This window comes from Streptomyces sp. NPDC043952, assembly GCF_056435325.1.
In genome coordinates this window covers 117,132-133,882 of record NZ_JBWKES010000004.1, presented here as the reverse complement: position 1 = coordinate 133,882, position 16,751 = coordinate 117,132, and the positions used below count along the sequence as shown (strand labels likewise).

Annotated in this window: 14 protein-coding genes; 9 read left to right on the top strand and 5 right to left on the bottom strand. The window is 74.9% G+C overall.

All coding sequences use genetic code 11. From position 1 onward, the window contains the following. Positions 1 to 109: 109 nt before the first annotated feature. The 4 genes from AC069R_RS06095 to AC069R_RS06080 form a co-directional block, all read right to left on the bottom strand. Entirely contained in the window at positions 110 to 1,285 is a 1,176-nt protein-coding gene (locus AC069R_RS06095) for an MAB_1171c family putative transporter (RefSeq protein ID WP_478764924.1), read from the bottom strand. A gap of 15 nt (positions 1,286 to 1,300) precedes the next feature. Beyond that, entirely contained in the window at positions 1,301 to 2,437 is a 1,137-nt protein-coding gene (locus tag AC069R_RS06090; protein ID WP_478764923.1) for a DUF6545 domain-containing protein, read from the bottom strand. Next, positions 2,434 to 2,982, bottom strand: coding sequence for a toxin (locus AC069R_RS06085; protein WP_478765287.1), 549 nt, complete (start codon positions 2,980 to 2,982; stop codon positions 2,434 to 2,436). Before AC069R_RS06085 ends, AC069R_RS06090 begins: the two co-directional genes overlap by 4 nt. Positions 2,983 to 3,186: 204 nt before the next feature. Next, on the bottom strand, positions 3,187 to 3,858 hold the full coding sequence (locus AC069R_RS06080; RefSeq protein ID WP_478764921.1) for a phosphotransferase: 672 nt from the start codon (positions 3,856 to 3,858) through the stop codon (positions 3,187 to 3,189). Positions 3,859 to 4,200: 342 nt separating this feature from the next. Between AC069R_RS06080 and AC069R_RS06075 the strand changes: the two genes are divergently transcribed. The 7 genes from AC069R_RS06075 to AC069R_RS06045 all read left to right on the top strand — a co-directional run bounded on the left by AC069R_RS06075 (position 4,201) and on the right by AC069R_RS06045 (position 11,495). After that, the gene (locus AC069R_RS06075; RefSeq protein WP_478764919.1) at positions 4,201 to 5,412 is read left to right on the top strand and encodes a prenyltransferase/squalene oxidase repeat-containing protein; all 1,212 of its coding nucleotides are present in this window, start codon (positions 4,201 to 4,203) and stop codon (positions 5,410 to 5,412) included. Beyond that, positions 5,409 to 6,068, top strand: a complete 660-nt coding sequence (locus AC069R_RS06070; RefSeq protein WP_478764918.1) for an SCO2322 family protein — start codon at positions 5,409 to 5,411, stop codon at positions 6,066 to 6,068. Before AC069R_RS06075 ends, AC069R_RS06070 begins: the two co-directional genes overlap by 4 nt. 110 nt (positions 6,069 to 6,178) lie before the next feature. Then, on the top strand, positions 6,179 to 7,336 hold the full coding sequence (locus AC069R_RS06065; protein ID WP_478764916.1) for a CbiQ family ECF transporter T component: 1,158 nt from the start codon (positions 6,179 to 6,181) through the stop codon (positions 7,334 to 7,336). Beyond that, positions 7,333 to 9,048 carry an ABC transporter ATP-binding protein gene (locus tag AC069R_RS06060; RefSeq protein WP_478764914.1) on the top strand — a complete coding sequence of 572 codons (1,716 nt, stop codon included), beginning with the start codon at positions 7,333 to 7,335 and terminating at the stop codon, positions 9,046 to 9,048. Before AC069R_RS06065 ends, AC069R_RS06060 begins: the two co-directional genes overlap by 4 nt. Next, positions 9,045 to 9,920, top strand: a complete 876-nt coding sequence (locus AC069R_RS06055) for an ECF transporter S component (protein ID WP_478764913.1) — start codon at positions 9,045 to 9,047, stop codon at positions 9,918 to 9,920. Before AC069R_RS06060 ends, AC069R_RS06055 begins: the two co-directional genes overlap by 4 nt. A 292-nt stretch (positions 9,921 to 10,212) precedes the next feature. Then, complete coding sequence (locus AC069R_RS06050; RefSeq protein WP_397986164.1) at positions 10,213 to 10,629, top strand: aggregation-promoting factor C-terminal-like domain-containing protein; 417 nt, start codon at positions 10,213 to 10,215, stop codon at positions 10,627 to 10,629. A 143-nt stretch (positions 10,630 to 10,772) separates the two neighbouring features. Then, positions 10,773 to 11,495, top strand: coding sequence for a YoaK family protein (locus AC069R_RS06045; RefSeq protein WP_478764911.1), 723 nt, complete (start codon positions 10,773 to 10,775; stop codon positions 11,493 to 11,495). A gap of 22 nt (positions 11,496 to 11,517) precedes the next feature. Here the strand turns inward: AC069R_RS06045 and AC069R_RS06040 are convergent, their stop codons facing one another. Continuing rightward, positions 11,518 to 13,545, bottom strand: a complete 2,028-nt coding sequence (locus AC069R_RS06040; protein WP_478764909.1) for a bifunctional glycosyltransferase 87/phosphatase PAP2 family protein — start codon at positions 13,543 to 13,545, stop codon at positions 11,518 to 11,520. Positions 13,546 to 13,954: 409 nt separating this feature from the next. Here AC069R_RS06040 and proP point away from each other — a divergent pair, with 409 nt between their 5' ends. Further along, on the top strand, positions 13,955 to 15,334 hold the full coding sequence (proP, locus tag AC069R_RS06035; protein ID WP_478764908.1) for a glycine betaine/L-proline transporter ProP: 1,380 nt from the start codon (positions 13,955 to 13,957) through the stop codon (positions 15,332 to 15,334). Positions 15,335 to 15,566: 232 nt separating this feature from the next. After that, positions 15,567 to 16,682, top strand: coding sequence for a DUF2330 domain-containing protein (locus AC069R_RS06030; RefSeq protein ID WP_478764906.1), 1,116 nt, complete (start codon positions 15,567 to 15,569; stop codon positions 16,680 to 16,682). Positions 16,683 to 16,751: the final 69 nt, after the last annotated feature.

Below are 16,751 nucleotides of genomic sequence, written 5' to 3'. Positions count from 1 at the left end.
GTTCCCCATTCCTTCGCTGGGACGTCCGGCGGGACGTCCGGTGACACGTGTGCGCGGGCATCCGTGCGCGCGCCCGCTCGGGGCGGGCGCGCGCCTCGGGTCCGCTCCCTCAGCTGCGGGCGGTGCGTGCCGCGCCCTCCCGCGCCGCCCTGACGACCGGCGAGCCGGCCAACGCCCGTGCCAGCCGCACCAGTTCCCCGGTGTCGGAGAACAGCGCGGTGTGCAGCCGCGAGCCCGGCTCCGGGTCCTGCGGGGGCCGCGGCCGTCCCGCCTGGCGCGCGGCGTCCACGACCATGGCGGCCGCCGCGATGAAGTGCGCCTCGCCCGGCGGGCTGCCCTGGCCGCGGGCCTGCCGGTACGCCGTCTCGCGCACCCGGCCGTCGCAGCGGGACTGGAGGGCGAGCAGCGCGTCGAGGATGCGCAGCTCGCGGTAGTACAGCCGGCCGCGCGGCAACTGCCAGCGCGGAGGCGCGGGTTTGGGCGCGGTCGGCACGTCCCGCAGCTCCGCCCACAGGGGGCCGAGCGCCCGGTAGTCCCAGATGCTGTGCCACTGGGCGAGGGTCGCGGGCAGCAGCCGGGGCAGCACGAAGCCCGCCGCGCACAGCAGGGCGCCCAGCGCGGCGGCGCGCGGGGCCAGCCCGGTGGACAGCCGGTCCAGATCCCAGCCCGCCCAACGGGCCGCCACCGCCGTGGACTTGGCGCACTCGAAGCCGAGCACGTCCACGGCCAGGCCCGCCATGATGAGCCGCAGCCCCATCCGCAGGATGCCGGTCACCTCACGGGACCAGCGCAGGCACACATAGATGGTGATCACCGCGCAGGCGCCGTGCCCGAGGAGATAGAGCACGATCATCTCGCGCATGTACGGCGTGTTCGCGTAGTAGGTGTCGAGGTCCCGCAGCCGTTCGACGGGCGCGTGGGCGAGCGCGAACAGCGTGATGACGGCGATGATCACCAGGCTGTACACGGTGGCGACCCGCACCACCTGGCGCCGTACCCGCTCGGCGGGGCCGCCGCGCCAGTTGATCAGCAGGATCAGCAGGGAGGCGCTGTAGGCGGAGATGACGCTGTAGGTCATCGGGGCGCCGAAGTTGGGGACGTGGGTGAGGTGGTTGACCGCGCCCAGGGTGACGGGGGCGGAGCAGAAGAAGCAGAGCCCGCCGAGGAAGATCGACACACAGGTGGAGGCGGTCAGCGGGTCCCGCAGGGCGAGCCGGGGGCGGCGGAAGATCAGCAGGGCGGTCGCGGTGAACAGGCTCGCCACCGTGTACACGATCAGGCTCATGGTGCGGCGGCCCCTTCAGCAGACGGCCAGGGCGCGGTCGCCGGTGCCCTCGGCGAGGGCGTCGGAGATGCGCAGCAGCGCCGGGAGGTCGGGCCGGTCGGCGAGCGGTACGACCGCGTCGTCCCGTTCCTCGTGCAGCGCCCGGACGGCGGCGGCGATGGCCGCGGCCCACGCGGCGGCCTCCGCCTGCTGCGGGTCCGCGCCGCACCGCGAGTGGTCGGCGTACGTCTGCCGGAACAGCCCCGCGTCGAGGTGGCGCCCCAGGTGGTGCAGCCCGTTGTAGATGGAGCTCTGCCGCCAGGTCAGCCAGCGGGTCGCGGAGGGCCACAGCGGGCGCGGCGCGCGCAGGCTCTCGCGGGTGAGCAGCCCGGTCAGCGTCCGCTCCAGCGGGCCGAGCCGCGCGTACGCCCGCCAGCAGCGCGCCCGCAGGGCCAGGAAGGGGGCGAGCAGCGGGATGACGATGCCGACGACGGTGACCGCGGCCCCGAGTCCGGCGCAGGCCGCCGGGAGCGTCGTACCGAGCGCGGACCAGTCCCGGCCGCACCAGCGGGCGGCGACGGCGAGGAGTTTGGCCACGCTGTAGCCGCCGCCGACGAGGTTGCCGACGCCCATCAGCACCAGGCCCGCGCGCAGCGAGCCGCGCAACCGCCGGGCCCAGGACAGGGACCGGCAGGCGGTGACGAAGACGGCGGTCAGGTGCGCGCCGAGGTACAGGACGATCATCTCGGCGATGTACGGCGTGGTGGCGTAGTACGTGTCGAAGTCCGTACGGCGTTCGACGCTCGCGTCGCCGAGCAGGAACAGGGCGGCGATGCCCGCGAGTACGGCGGTGTAGCCGAGGGTCCAGCGGCGGATCGCGCGGCCGGTGCCGGGGCCGCCGCGCCAGCGCAGGACGAGCGCGAGGGAGGCGGCGCCGTACGCGGTGACCGTGCCGTACGTCAGCGGGGCGGCCAGGTTGGGCACGCCGCTGGTGCCGTTGACGAACCCGACCGTGCCGGGGGCGCCGAGCAGGAAGCACAGCGAGGCCAGGGCCAGCACACCGCTGAGGGTGAGCAGGAACGGGTCCCGCCAGCGGCGCGCCAGATCGGGCGCCTTGGCCAGCAGGCCGAGCCAGAGCAGCCCGCAGCTGGCGTAGTTGATCAGGTCGCTCACCGCCTGGCACCGCGGTAGTTGAGGGCCGCGCCGATGCGTCCGGCGAGGTCGTCGTGGCCGGAGGTGTGTGCTGCGTACACGGAGTCGGGGGACGCTTTCAGCCAGGGCCGCAGCCGGTCGCCGATCAGCATGCCGAACAGGTCCGCGCGCTGCTCCGCGGCCTCCAGGAAGCGGGTGCGGGCGGCGGTCGCCACCGCCGCGCCGGCGCCGGCGGGCGCGGGGGCGCCCCCGGTGTGCGCGGCGCGGTGGGCGGGGTCGTCGTCGGCCATGTGCCACAGCTCGTGGCCCAGGATCACGAGCTTCATCCAGGGCGGGGCGTCGGCCTCGATGACGATGTCGTCGCGGCCGCCGCGCTCGATCCACAGTCCGGTCGCGGCGGTCCCCGGCGGGAAGTTCGCCTGGTGGACGACGATGGGGCGACCGCGCCAGCGGATCGCGGACTCCACCAGGGCGTCCAGCAGATCGCCGGGGTCGGCGGGAATCGGCACGCGCAGGGGGTCGATCAGCTCGTTGGCGAACCGGCGCATCTTCCTGGTTGTTCGCACCATTCCCCCGGAGGCTGCAAGCGGTCACGTCTGACCGCAATATGCCAACTCCGCGCCGCTCGGGCCAGCTTCACCCGCACGGCCCGGTCGGCACAAATGCGATGTACCTCGCCAACGGGACACCGCCCGCCCCGCCCCCTGGCCGAAACCGCCACTGCACGCCCCCGCGGGCCACCGGTACTTTCAGCCAACCCGAAAGAGCGCTCAGGCCAGTTGTGCCACGCTGCGCACCAACTCCCCCGCCTCGACCAGCGATTCCGTCTCCCGCGTGCTCATCGTCGGGTTCCCCGCCCGGCGCCGCAGCGCCTCGGCGAGCCCGTCCCCGGTGAGCCGGGAGGGGTCGGCGAGCAGGGCGGCGAGCAGCGCGCGGGCCGGTCCGGCGAGGCCGGTGGGGCCGACGGCGACCTGGGCGAGGATCACCGCGGACATGCCCCAGTCCAGGTCCGGGCGGCCGTCCTCGGCGTTGGACCAGTCGATGACGCGGGGCCCGTCCGGGGTGAGCATCACATTGTCGGGGTGCAGGTCCAGGTGCAGCACCCGCGCACCGGGGTCCGCCGCGTCCCGGCCGGGCAGGGCGTGCAGCCGCCGCAGCAGCCCGGCGAGCAGCGCGCCCGCCTCGGCCGCGCCCACCCGGCCGTCGAGGAGGGCGGCGAGCAGGGTCGGGCCGGACAGCCGCTCCAGGACCAGCTCGGTGCGCGAGCCGGTGGGGCGGACGCGGGGCGCCGGATAGCCGTGCCGTCGTACGTACGTCATCACGGCCGCCTCGGCCGCCGCGTCCCCGAAGCCCTCGCGGTCGCGGCGCAGCACCCACGCGGTGTCGATCTCGTAGACGTCGGCCGTGCGGCCCGAGCCGAGGAGCTTTCCCGGTGTTGTCATGGCCGTGACCCTAATCACCGTCACGGTGTGCTCACGGGCCCTCCCCGGCGCCGGTGGGGCTGCCGGTAAAGTGGCGGGGTCGTCATCACGCCCGTACGGGGGGAAGCCGGTGCAATTCCGGCGCTGACCCTTCCCCACTTCTCGACTTCGCTCGAAGCGGGGAGACCCCGATCCGTGAACCGGCCCCCAGGCCGGTGAGCCGGAATGCCCCGCAGCGGACGTGACCGGCTCGTGTGCGTCGGCCGCTCGCCGCGCACGGCACCGTCGAGGTATACGGAGCCGAGCCGCTCGGGGCCTCCCGTGCGCTGCCCGGCTCCCCGCAGGGAGAGGCACCCGCCGATCATGAACGTCCGCCGCACCGCCGCGGCTCTCGCCGCCATAGGCGTGCTGGCAGCCGCCGCACCCGCCGTGGCCGCCGGCCCGTCCCCTTCCCCCAAGGCATCGGTCCCCGCCGGTCTCTACGGCACGTCGGACCCCACTTACGACGGTGTGTGGCGCCAGTCGCTCACTCTCGTCGCCCAGCGCACCCTCGGCTACCGGCCGGCCACCGCCGCCGTCGACTGGCTCACCGGTCAGCAGTGCGCGAACGGCTCCTTCGCCGCGTTCCGCGCCGCCCCCGCCAAGGCGTGCGACGCCAAGACCGTGGTGGACACCAACAGCACGGCCGCCGCGGTGCAGGCGCTGCACGCGACCGGCGGCCACGACGCCGCCGTCACCAAGGCCGTCGACTGGCTCAAGTCCGTGCAGAACAAGGACGGCGGCTGGGGCTACAACCCCGGCAGCCCCAGCGACGCCAACTCCACCTCCGTCGTCGTCGGCGCGCTGACCGCGACCGGCGCCGACCCGGCGGCCGTGCAGAAGTCCGGCAAGTCCCCGTACGACGCGCTGGCCTCCTGGTCCATCCCCTGCGACCAGGACGGCGGCGGCGCGCTGGCCTACCAGCCGGACAAGAAGGGCAAGCTGGCCGCCAACGCCGACGCCACCGCGGCCGGGGTGACCGCCGCGCTCGGCAAGGGCTTCGTGGCCGAGGCCGGCAAGGCCCCCGCCGCGGACGGCTGCGCCAAGGCCGGCCACCCCACCCCGGCCCAGGTCGCCGACAACGGCGGCGCGTACCTCGCCGCCGCGGTCGCCAAGACCGGCCACCTCATGTCCGTACTGCCCGGCGCCACCGACCAGCCGGACTACGGCAACACCGCCGACACCGTCGTCGCCCTCGCCGCGGACGGGCGCACCGCGGCGGCGAAGAAGGCGTACGCCTACCTGGAGAAGCACGCCGGTCCCTGGGCGGCGCAGACCGGGCCGGCGGCGTACGCCCAGCTCATCCTGGCCGCGCACGCGGTCGGCGCCCAGCCCGGCGACTTCGGCGGCACCAGCCTCGTGACCGCCCTTGACGCCCTCGGCCCGGCGCCGACGATGCAGGGCGCGGCCGAGAAGCCGGCCAAGGCGTCCGACGGCACCTCGCACGCCGGGGTCTGGTGGAGCGTCGGTATCTGCCTCGTCGCGGGCATCGGCATCGGGTTCCTGCTCAGCACCCGCAAGAAGCGGCAGCCGTGAGGGCCGTCCGCCGTGCCGTGCCGGTGCTGCTGGCCGCGCTCGCCCTGCTGCTCGGCGCGGGCGCGGGACAGGCGGCGGCCACGGGGTACCGCTACTGGTCGTTCTGGGAACGCTCCGGCGACCACTGGACGTACGCCACCCAGGGCCCCTCGCTCGCCCGGCCCGAGGACGGCGCCGTGGAGGGGTTCCGCTTCTCCGTGAGCGCGGACTCGGGCGACGCGAGCAAGCCGCGCGGTACGGCGGACTTCGGCACGATCTGTGCGGGGACGGCGGCGAAGCCGGGCACGAAGCGGGTGGCGCTGGTCATCGACTTCGGCGTCCCGGCGGACGCGCCGGACGGCGAGACCCCGCCGGCCCGCCGCACCGCGTGCGCACGGGTCGCGCCCTCGGCCTCCGCGGCTCAGGCCCTGGCCGCGGTGGCGAAGCCGCTGCGGTACGACACGAATGCCCTGCTGTGCGCGATCGCCGGGTATCCGCGGAAGGGGTGCGGTGAGCAGGTCGGCTCCGCCGGTTCGGCCGCCGCCGGGAAGCCCGCCTCTTCCTCTTCGTCCAGTGGTTCGTCCAGTGGCCCGTCGCTGGGGCTGCCGATCGGTGCCGGTGTCGTCGTCCTCCTGGCGGGGGCGGCGGTGTGGCAGTTCCGCCGGCGCCGCGTATGACTCCGTCGGAGGGGCCGGTGGGGGCGGATCGCGTGGTTTCTCGTGGGCGGGAGGGTGTCCGGGGCGGGGACCGTTCCGCCCCGTCCGCCGTACCCGGCCGCGGGCCGTCCGTGGCTGGTCGCGCGGTTCCCCGCGCCCCTTACGGGGCTTCCCTCGCCGCGCCCACCCGGCGAGCGCCGGTCAGCGACCCGGCCCCCGGACAGCGGCGGCGCGCGACCGTGCATCCCGGTGCCTGGTGGCTCTGGGCGATAGCGCTGGGGACGGCGGCGACCCGTACCACCAATCCGCTGCTCCTCGCCCTGCTCATCGCCGCGTCGGCGTACGTCGTGGCGACGCACCGCTCCCCCGCCCCCTGGGCCCGTTCCTACTCCGCGTTCGCCAAGCTCGCGTTCGCCGTGCTGCTCATCCGCCTGGTCTTCGCGGTGGCCCTCGGCTCCCCGATCCCCGGCACCCATGTGCTGCTCACCCTCCCGGAGATCCCCCTCCCGCACTGGGCGCAGGGCATCCGGCTCGGCGGCGAGGTCACCGCGGAGGCGCTGGTCTTCGCGGCGTACGACGGGCTGAAGCTGGCCACCCTGCTGATCTGCGTCGGCGCCGCGAACGCCCTCGCCAGCCCGTCCCGCCTGCTGAAGTCCCTGCCCGGCGCCCTGTACGAGACCGGCGTCGCCGTCGTCGTCGCCCTCACCTTCGCGCCGCACCTGATCGCCGACGTCCAGCGGCTGCGCGCCGCCCGCCGGCTGCGCGGCCGCCCGGACCGGGGCGTGCGGGGCCTGCTCCAGGTCGGACTCCCGGTCCTGGAGGGCGCGTTGGAACGCTCCGTCGCCCTCGCCGCCGCCATGGAGGCCCGCGGGTACGGCCGCACCGCCGACGTCCCCGCACGGGTGCGCCGTACGACCGCCGCCCTCACCCTCGGCGGTCTGCTCGGCGTCTGCGCGGGCACGTACGGGCTGCTCACCGCCGAGGGCGGCGGCTACGGCGCCCCGCTGCTGCTCGCCGGGGTCGTCGCCGCCCTCGCCGGACTGCGCCTGGGCGGCCGCCGCTCGCCGCGCACCCGGTACCGTCCCGACCCCTGGGGCGCCCGCGCCTGGCTGGTCACCGGTTCCGGCGTCGCCGTGGCCGCGCTGCTGACCCTCGCCTCGGCCCGCGCCCCCGAGGCCCTGCACCCCGGCGTGGTCCCGCTGACCGCCCCCGCCCTGCCCCTGTGGCCGGCCGCCTCGGTCCTCCTCGCCCTGCTGCCCGCCTTCGTCGTCCCGAGGGAGCACTCGTGATCCGCTTCGAGCAGGTCGGCGTCACGTACGACGGTGCCGCCGAACCCACCGTCCGCGACGTCGACTTCGAGGTGCCGGAGGGCGAACTGGTGCTGCTCGTCGGCCCGTCCGGGGTCGGCAAGTCCACCGTGCTCGGCGCGGTCAGCGGCCTCGTCCCGCACTTCACCGGCGGCACCCTGAGCGGCCGGGTGACCGTGGCCGGCCGGGACACCCGCACCCACAAGCCCCGCGAACTCGCCGATGTCGTCGGCACGGTGGGCCAGGACCCGCTCGCGCACTTCGTCACCGACACCGTCGAGGACGAACTCGCCTACGGCATGGAGTCGCTGGGCCTCGCGCCCGAGGTGATGCGCCGCCGCGTCGAGGAGACCCTCGACCTGCTGGGCCTCGCCGGGCTGCGGGACCGGCCCATCGCGACCCTCTCCGGCGGCCAGCGCCAGCGCGTCGCCATCGGCTCGGTGCTCACCCCGCACCCGCAGGTCCTCGTCCTCGACGAACCGACCTCCGCGCTGGACCCCGCCGCGGCGGAGGAGGTCCTCGCGGTCCTCCAGCGCCTCGTGCACGACCTCGGCACGACCGTCCTCATGGCCGAACACCGCCTGGAACGCGTCATCCACTACGCCGACCGTGTCGTCCTCCTGCCCACCCCCGGCGCACCCCCCGTCACCGGCACCCCCGCGGACATCATGTCCGTCTCCCCGGTCCACCCCCCGGTCGTCGCCCTGGGCCGCCTGGCCGGCTGGTCCCCGCTGCCCCTGACCGTGCGCGACGCCCGCCGCAAGGCCGGCGACCTGCGGGAACGCCTCGCCCTCAGCGCGGGCAATGGTGCAGCTGGAGCGACGGGGAGGGTGGGCGCGACGGCCCCCCGCGAGCACCGGCAGGCGACCCCGCCCCCGGCCACCAGCACCAACGGGCGCCTCTTCCGACGCCGTACCAAGACCACCACCGAAACCCACGCCACCCCCGCCGCCACCGCCCACGGCCTCACCGTCCGCCGCGCCACCCGCACCGCCCTCCGCGACATCGACATCACCGTCACCCCCGGCGAGACCATCGCCCTGATGGGCCGCAACGGCGCCGGCAAATCCACCCTCCTCAACACCTTCGTCGGCCTCCTCGAACCCACCGCCGGCACGGTGACCGTCGGCGGCCGTACCCCCCACCGCACCCCGCCCCGCGACCTGATCCGCCACGTCGGCCTGGTCCCCCAGGAACCGCGGGACCTCCTCTACGCCGACACCGTGGCGGCGGAGTGCACCGCCGCCGACCAGGACGCCGACGCGCTCCCCGGCACCTGCCGCACCCTCCTGGACCGGCTCCTGCCGGGCATCGCCGACGACACCCACCCCCGCGACCTCTCCGAGGGCCAGTGCCTCGCCCTCGCGCTGGCCGTGGTCCTGGCCGCCCGCCCGCCCCTGCTCCTGCTGGACGAGCCGACCCGCGGCCTGGACTACGCCGCGAAGGGCCGCCTGGTCACCGCGCTGCGCGAACTCGCCGCCGAGGGGCACGCGATCGTCCTGGCCACGCACGACGTGGAGCTGGCCGCGGAGATCGCCCACCGGGTGGTGCTGCTGGCCGAGGGAGAGGTGATCGCGGACGGCCCGACGGCGGAGATCGTCGTGTCCTCGCCCTCCTTCGCCCCGCAGGTGACCAAGATCCTCGCCCCCCAGCGATGGCTGACCGTCTCCCAGGTCCGGGAGGCCCTGGGATGACCCAGCCCCCGCCCGCACCCGCCACCGCCCCCGCGCCCACCACTGCCGCGCCCGTCGCCCCCCGCGTCCGCGCCGTCCGCCTCGGCCCCCGCTCCGTCGCCGCGCTCGCCCTCGTCACCGCCGTCGGCGTGGTCGCCTTCGGCTGGCCCTTCCTCGCGCCGCCCGCCTCCCAGCTCAGCGCCCACGCCCAGGACGCCCCCTGGCTGTTCGCGGGCCTGCTGATCCTGCTCGTCGCGGTGGTCGCGGCCACCATCTCGGAGTCGGACCTCGGCCCGAAGGCGGTGGCGATGCTGGGCGTGCTCGCCGCCACCGGTGCCGCGCTGCGCCCGATCGGCGCGGGCACCGCCGGGATCGAGCCGATGTTCTTCCTGCTGGTGCTCAGCGGCCGGGTCCTCGGCCCCGGCTTCGGCTTCGCGCTGGGCTCGGTGACGATGTTCGCCTCCGCGCTGCTGACCGGCGGTGTCGGCCCCTGGCTGCCGTTCCAGATGCTGTCGATGGGCTGGTTCGCGATGGGCGCGGGCCTGCTGCCGGGCCCGGTGCGGCTGCGCGGCCGGGCCGAGCTGCTGCTCCTGGCCGGGTACGGCTTCTTCGCCTCCCTCGCCTACGGCACGGTGATGAACCTGGCCGGCTGGCCCTTCATGGGCGCCACCGCCTCGGGCATCTCCTTCCATCCGGGCGCCTCGGTCGCCGCCAACCTGGCCCGGTTCGTCGCCTACTGCCTGGCCACCTCCCTGGGCTGGGACCTGGGCCGGGCCCTGTGCACGGTGGTGCTGACCTGCGCGCTCGGCCCGGCGGTGCTGCGCGCGCTGCGCCGGGCCACCCGGCGGGCCGCGTTCGAGACGCCGGTCACCTTCGACGGCCCCGGTGCGTGAGGGGCCGTACCCACGCGGTGAGCGGGCCGGTGAAGCAGCCCACATGACGCAGCTCACCTACGAAGCGGGACCGTAGCGGCTTTTGTCCGATACGTTCCGCTCCGCACCGACTCTGACCTGCGGTTTGAGAGCTGCGCCACAGAACGCCCATTCTCTCCCCATCCGGCCACAACTAGTAAAAGGGGTGATTGCGGACGGATTTCCGGGCTGCTTATCTGGTCGGCGTCGCCAGGCACCACGAGCCCCCGAGGCTCACGCCGGCTCCCCCCGTCCCCGACGCAAGAGGTGCTCCGTGTCCGTCTCCGTCATCCGTCGCATCGCTTCCCCGAAGAAGGCCCTCACCGTCGCCGCCGTGGCCGCCGCCACCGCCGGCATGGCGCTGTCCGCGGCGCCCGCCCAGGCCGCCGCCCCGGCCTCGGCCTCCTCGGCGCAGGCGATCGCGCACAAGATGATCCCGGACGCCGCGCAGTTCAACGCGTTCAGCCAGATCGTCCAGCGCGAGAGCGGCTGGAACCCGACCGCCACCAACGCCTCCTCCGGCGCCTACGGCCTGGTCCAGGCGCTGCCGGGTTCGAAGATGGCCTCCGCGGGTGCCGACTGGAAGACCAACCCGGCCACCCAGATCAAGTGGGGCCTGGACTACATGAACTCCCGCTACGGCAGCCCCGCCAAGGCCTGGGCCTTCTGGCAGGCCAACCACTGGTACTGAGCCGGCCCGCGCCGCAGCCAGGACACCGGAAAGCACCCCCGCCGCCCCGCTCGGCGAGGGTGCTTTCCGCATGTCCGGGCATTGCCGGCCAGCCCGTGGTGAAGTGGTCCCCGGCCCTGTCCGCCCGGCGAACCGGAGGAACCGTGACGACACCACCGACACCCCCGGCGCCGCCCGCCCCCGGACCCGCGGCGGCCCCCGCGCCGGACCCGGAGGCGCGCGGGCTGCGGCTGGTGCTCGTGCTGATCGCGCTGACCGTGGTGAGCGGTCTGATCGACGCCGTCAGCTATCTCGGCCTGGGCCGGGTCTTCACCGCGAACATGACCGGCAACGTGGTGGTGCTGGGCTTCGCGGCGGCCGGGGCGGCCGGGTTCTCGGTGCCGCGCACGGCGACCTCGCTGTGCTGCTTCCTGATCGGCGCGGTGGTGGGCGGCCGGGTGGCGGCCCGCTACGGAGGCGGGTCCCGGCGCCGCTGGGCGCGGCTGACGCTGGCGGCCGAGGCGCTCCTGGTGGGGCTGTCGGCGGCGGTCGCCCTCGTCTGGCCGGGCCGCACCGGCACGGTCTACGCCCTCATCGCGCTGACCGCCTTCGCGATGGGCGTGCGCAACGCGACGGTCCGCAAGCTCGGGGTCCCCGATCTGACGACCACGGTGCTGACGATGACCCTGACCGGCCTGGCCGCCGACTCCCGCCTCGGCGACGGCACCGGGCACCGCTCCCCGCGCCGTACCGCCTCGGTGGTCGCGATGCTCGGCGGCGCGTTCCTCGGCGCGTGGCTGGTGCTTCACCACGGCCTGGGCCTCCCGCTGCTGATCGCGGCCGTCGGCTCGGCGGCGCTCGCGGTGTCCGCCTCCGGCGAGGAGTGACGGCGCCCGGCCGACGCGCCCGCTATTTCACCGGCACCGGTTCCATCAGCCCGGCCTCCGCGCGGGCCGTACTCCTCGCCGCCCGCGGCCCCTGGACCACGTACGACAGGGCGAAGCCCGCGGTGACCACCACGGCGCCGCCGGCCGCGTCGAGCACCCAGTGGTTGGCGGTGGCGAGGATGGCGCAGACGGTGAAGAAGGGGTGGAGCAGGCCGAGGGCCTTCATCCACCACTTGGGGGCGAGGACGGCGATGACCACGCCGCACCACAGGGACCAGCCGAAGTGCAGGGACGGCATCGCCGCGTACTGGTTGGTGAGGGCCGTCATCGCGCCGTAGTCCGGGTGGGCGAGGTCCTGCGCGCCGTGCACGGTGTCGATGAAGCCGAGGCCCGGCATCAGGCGCGGCGGGGCCAGCGGGAACAGCCAGAAGCCGATCAGGGCGAGGAAGGTGGCGAAGCCCAGGGAGGTGCGGGCCCAGCGGTAGTCGACGGGGCGGCGCCAGTACAGCACCGCGAGGACCGTGAGCGGCAGCACGAAGTGGAAGGACTCGTAGTAGAAGTCGAAGAAGCCCCGCAGCCAGCCGATCCCGGCGACCGTGTGGTTGAGCCAGTGCTCGATGTCTATGTGCAGGAACCGCTCGATGTGCACCACGATCCGCCCGTGGTGCTCGGCGACCGCCCGCCCCCGGTCGTCCCCGCTCGCGCCCGCGGCCAGCCGGACCTGCGCGTACGCGGCGTACACGACCCGGATCAGCAGCAGCTCCAGCAGGAGGTTGGGGCGGGTGAGGACCCGGCGCAGGAAGGGCAGCAGCGGGATGCGCCGGAAGCGGGCGGGGACCGCGGGGGCGTACTCGGTGGGGACGGGCTCCCGGTAGTACGGCGAGGTCCGGGACAGGAACGGTACGGCGACGGCGGCGGCCAGCGCCGCGACCAGCACCAGGTCGTCGCGCAGGGCGTACAGCGCCGGGGTGTTCGGCAGCATCATCTTCGCCGGCAGGGTCGTCACCAGCACCACCGCGACCGGCCACACGGTGCGGTCCGAGGCCCGGCGGCCGACCCGGCCGACCACCGCGAGCAGCAGCCACAGCAGCTGGTGCTGCCAGGTGGTGGGCGAGACGGCCACCGCGGCGCAGCCGGTGATCGCCACGGCGAGCAGCAGCTGCCCGTCGTGCGCGTAGCGGACCGCGCGGCGCAGCGCGAGCACGGAGACGGCCGCGCCGAGCAGCAGGAAGAGGGTGATCTCCAGCGGGCCGCTGAGGCCGAGGCGGAGCAGGGCGCCGTGCAGGGACTGGTTGCCGAGGGCGTCGGCCTTGCCGCCGAGGCCCACGCCGGCCGGGTGGCGCAGCCAGTAGGTGGCCGAGTCGTGCGGCAGCGCGGCCCAGGCGAGCGCGGTCAGCCCGGCGAAGGTGCCGGCGCCGGTGCGGGCGGCCCGGCGGCGGCCGGTGCACCACAGCAGCGGCACGAACAGCAGCACGGTGGGCTGGAGGGCCGCGGCGAGGCCCAGGCACAGCCCGCTCGCCCGCTGCCCCCGTACGGTGAAGCAGCCGAGCAGCACCAGCAGGACCGGGATGACGCTGGTCTGGCCGAGCCAGAGCGCGTTGCGCACCGGCAGCGACAGCATGAGCAGGCTGATCGCGACCGGCGTGGCCAGCAGGGAGGTGCGCCGGCTCACCGGCTGGGGCAGCGCGCGGGCGGCGACCACGCCGAGCGCGACCACCAGCAGCAGGCTGGCGAAGGTCCAGCTCCAGCCGAGGGCGGCCTCCGCGGCGCGGGTGAGCGGCTTGAGCACGAGCCCGGCGAGGGGGGTGCCGGTGAACTGCGTGGAGTCGTAGAGGGAGCCCTTGACGTGCAGGACGCCGTGCGGGCCGACCCAGGTCTCCAGGTCGGTCAGGCGTTTGCCGCTCGGGGTGGTGAGGACGGCGGTCAGCTGCCGGACGGCGAGGAGGGCGGCCACCGCCCACAGCGCGAACCGCGCCGCGCGCAGCCGCCCCCCGGCATCCGCCGGACCGAAGCCGTCCCCCGGTCCTGCGCCGTGTTCCACGTTCGCCACGCCTCGTCGGCCTCCCGCCCCGTTTCCGTCCCGGCTGTGCGTCGTTCACGCCGGGTCATCCCTACGCAACCCTACGAGGCTCGCAGACCCCCCGGAAGCGGAAACAGGCAACCCCTGGTTCACCTGGCGCCCGCTCCCCTTTTGTCCCGATGACGACGGCACGCGGGGCCCCCGTTGCGCCGCGGGGGCGCGAGAAGGGTCACAGCGGGGGCGCGGGCCGGCGGGTCGCGAGCGGACGGAGTTGCCTGTTGACGCGCCCTTTAGCTGCCCTGTGCACGCATCCGCGTACGCCACGTAAGGGCGCAATCAGTGCCTATGGTCGATTTTCGGCCCTTCGCACGTCCGGTGTTCACGCCGGTGCCGCCGGGGCCGCGTCTCTGTCCCCGTCGAAAGGCAGGCGAGCCCCGTTTTGGCGACCGTCACAGCCGTCACCCCCCAGACGAAGGCCCGCGGGGCCGCGCCCTCGGCCGCCCGCGACGTCACCGTCACCGATCCCGCGCTCGTCAAGCGCGCCGTGAAGGCGGCCGCGCTCGGCAACGCGATGGAATGGTTCGACTTCGGTGTCTACAGCTACATCGCGGTCACCCTCGGCAAGGTCTTCTTCCCGTCCGGCAACCCGACGGCCCAGCTGCTGTCGACGTTCGGCGCCTTCGCGGCGGCGTTCCTGGTGCGCCCGCTCGGCGGCATGGTCTTCGGCCCGCTGGGCGACCGGGTGGGCCGGCAGAAGGTCCTCGCGGTCACCATGATCATGATGGCGGCGGGCACGTTCGCGATCGGTCTGATCCCGTCGTACGCCTCGATCGGCGTGGGCGCGCCGCTGCTGCTGCTCGCGGCGCGGCTGGTGCAGGGCTTCTCCACCGGCGGCGAGTACGCCGGTGCCTCGACCTTCATCGCCGAGTACGCCCCCGACAAGAAGCGCGGCTTCTTCGGCAGCTGGCTGGAGTTCGGCACGCTCGCGGGCTACATCGGCGGCGCGGGTCTGGTGACGCTGATGACGGCGCTGCTGTCCTCGGCCGACCTGCTCTCCTGGGGCTGGCGCATCCCGTTCCTGATCGCCGGTCCGATGGGTCTCATCGGCCTGTACCTGCGGATGCGCCTGGAGGAGACCCCGGCGTTCGCGGCGGAGGTCGAGAAGGCGGAGGCGTCCCGGCCGAAGGCGCCGCTGCGGGAGATGGTGGCGGGCCAGTGGAAGGCGCTGCTGCTGTGCATGGGCCTGGTGCTGGTCTTCAACGTCACCGACTACATGCTGCTGTCGTACATGCCGAGCTACCTCACCAGTGAGCTGAAGTACGACGAGACGCACGGGCTGCTCGTGGTGCTCGGCGTGATGGCGCTGATGATGATCGTCCAGCCGTTCGCCGGGGCGCTGACCGACCGGGTCGGGCGCCGGCCGGTGATCGCGGCGGGGTGTGCGGGCTTCCTGTTCCTGTCCGTCCCCGCGCTGCTGCTGATCCGCCAGGGCAGCCTGCTCGCGGTGGCGCTGGGCATGGGCGCGCTGGGTCTGCTGCTGGTCTGCTTCACGGCGGCCATGCCGGCGGCGCTGCCCGCGCTGTTCCCGACGCGGGTGCGGTACGGGTCGCTGTCCATCGGGTTCAACGTGTCCGTGTCGCTGTTCGGCGGGACGACGCCGCTGGTGGTGACGGCGCTGATCGGGGCGACGGGGAACATGATGATGCCCGCGTATTACATGATGGCCGCGGCGGTCGTCGGCGGGTTCGCGGTGTGGCGGATGTCGGAGTCGGCGGGCCGCCCGCTGCCGGGTTCTGCGCCGGCGGTGGAGAGCCGGTAAGCGCGGCAGGGGGTTCGCCGGGGGGGGTGCGGGGTTCGCCGTAGGGGCGACGAGGGTCCGCCGTAAGGGGCGGGTTTCGCCGTAAGGGTGCGGGTGGATTGCCGGGTGCGGATCCGTCGTGGCCGGTCGCGCAGTTCCCCGTGCCTCTCCGGGGCGCCGCGTCCCCCTTGGGAACCGGAACCCCACCCCCCTCGTCTGTAGCCCTGGTATCGGCACGACGGGGGACGGGGACATGCGCAGGATCCGGGCCGCACGCATACTCTCGGTCGTACTCACTCTCCTCGGCATCCAGCTCACCTGGCTGATCTCCCCCGCCTGGGCCTGCGGCTGCGGTGCCATGGTCGTCGGTCCCGCCCAGCAGCTCGCCGTGTCGGACGAGCAGTCCGTCCTGCGCTGGGACGGCCGCCAGGAGCAGATCGTGATGCGCCTGACCGTCACCGGCGACGCCCGCGACGCCGCCTGGATCATGCCCGTCCCGCACCGCGCCACCGTCCGCCTCGGCGACCCCGCCGTCTTCGACCAGCTGGCGCGGGCCATCGCCCCGGTGCACCGCACCCGGCACCACTTCTGGCCGCGCGACGGCGACTGGCCCTTCGACGAGCACACGGACGGCGCCGCGGCCGCCCCGGCCCCCGCGCAGTCCGCCGTGGGCGTCGTCGGCCGCCAGCGCCTCGGCCCCTTCGACGTGGCGCGGCTGACCGCCACCGACCCGGCCGCCCTGGCCACCTGGCTGCGCGCGAACGGCTTCCCGCTCCCCGCCCGGCTGAAGACGGCCCTGACGCCGTACGTGGCCGAACACTGGGAGTACGTCGCCGTCCGCCTCGCCCCCGACACCGCGGGCACGGCCCTGCGCGGCGCCCTGGACCCGCTGCACCTCACCTTCGCCGCCGACCGCGCCGTCTACCCGATGCGCCTGTCCCGGCTGGCCACCACCCCCCAGTCGCTCGGCCTCTACGTCCTCGCCGCGCACCGCATGGAACCGGCCACCGCGATCGGCGGGCCGCCCCCGCGCACGGTCTACGCCGGCCGCCTCACCGCCCCCGGCGGCGCCCTCGGCACCCTCGCCCGCGGCACGCCGTACCTGACCGCGCTCACCCAGCGGTTCCCGCAACCCGCCCGCATCACCGGCGACCACGAACTGCGCCGGGCCGCCACCGACACCCCCGTCCAGCAGGTGAGCTACGACGACGAGCTGGACCGCGTCGCCGGCGTCCCCGCCTGGCTGCTCACGGCCGGCGTCCTCGCCGCGCTCCTCGCGGCCGCGGCCGGCGCCGTCATGGCCGTACGACACGCACGGCGTCCCGTGCCGCCCCCGCCGCCCGTCTCCGCTCCGCCGCCCCTGGCCTGATCCCTGCCCGGACTCCTGGCCGATCCTCTCCCCGTCCTCGCGCGGCAACTGAGATGATCGGAAGACGGC

Bases quoted from the DNA above. Each gene is read 5' to 3' on its own strand.
- AC069R_RS06095 (WP_478764924.1), bottom strand. From the start codon at position 1,285: ATGAGCCTGATCGTGTACACGGTGGCGAGCCTGTTCACCGCGACCGCC.
- AC069R_RS06080 (WP_478764921.1), bottom strand. From the start codon at position 3,858: ATGACAACACCGGGAAAGCTCCTCGGCTCGGGCCGCACGGCCGACGTC.
- AC069R_RS06075 (WP_478764919.1), top strand. From the start codon at position 4,201: ATGAACGTCCGCCGCACCGCCGCGGCTCTCGCCGCCATAGGCGTGCTG.
- AC069R_RS06055 (WP_478764913.1), top strand. From the start codon at position 9,045: ATGACCCAGCCCCCGCCCGCACCCGCCACCGCCCCCGCGCCCACCACT.
- AC069R_RS06030 (WP_478764906.1), top strand. From the start codon at position 15,567: ATGCGCAGGATCCGGGCCGCACGCATACTCTCGGTCGTACTCACTCTC.